The sequence below is a fragment of the Dysgonomonas termitidis genome (assembly GCF_042654545.1).
GTDB lineage: Bacteria > Bacteroidota > Bacteroidia > Bacteroidales > Dysgonomonadaceae > Dysgonomonas > Dysgonomonas termitidis.
Window position 1 is genome coordinate 1 of sequence record NZ_JBHSGN010000215.1, and the last position, 815, is coordinate 815.

1 protein-coding gene is annotated in these 815 nt (G+C 39.6%); it reads left to right on the plus strand.

Translation table 11 applies throughout. The annotated features are described in order from the left end of the window. On the plus strand, nt 1–815 hold an 815-nt coding region (locus tag ACFO6W_RS26275; protein WP_380002127.1), incomplete at both ends, for a transposase.

Below are 815 nucleotides of genomic sequence, written 5' to 3' on the forward strand. Positions count from 1 at the left end.
AGCTCTATGTATTATCAGGATCTATGTGCTAATGAACAAGAGCATAAATCAGGGCCTCAGTTCAATAATTCCTCTATCAAGCCATCAAATCCCAGGCATGGCCAAAATAAAAAGCGATGCAGTTCAACAGATCCGCAAGCACGGTTATCCAGGAAGCCACACAAAGCGCTAAATCTCAACTATCTTGCACAAATAAGTGTAGATACGAGTTCCCATGTTATTTGCGGTGCTTTGGCAAGCCTTGCAGACAAACGGGATTCACTTTGTTTACCTGATATCTTAGCTCAGGCAAGAACTAATTTATATCCAATGGGTATAACCATTTCCCAGGTATTGGCGGATACAAACTATAGCAGTGGACGTTCTCTCAGACATTTAGAAGATCTCAACATTCAAGGGTATATACCCTGCATGGGAAACTATCTTCCTAAAAGGACGAATTTCACTTTTCATCCGAAAGAAAATTATTACCAATGCTATAAAGGCGTAAAGCTCCCCTTTAAGTATATACGCACCGATCACCGGGATAATACCCGGACCAGAATCTATGAATCTTCCGGCAAAGATTGTAAAGACTGTTCGCTTAAAGCAGCGTGTCTTGGTAAAAAAAACTTCAAACATTTAGAAGATACCATAGACAAAGCTTACTATGATCGAATGTATCAACGTATTCATACTCCTATAGGCAAGCGAATGATAAAACTGCGTTCATCTACCGTTGAGCCTGTTTTAGGGACTCTGCTTCATTACCGGGGAATGAAAAAAGTATATACAAAAGGTATAAAGCTTGCCAATAAACATGTCTTATTAGCTTC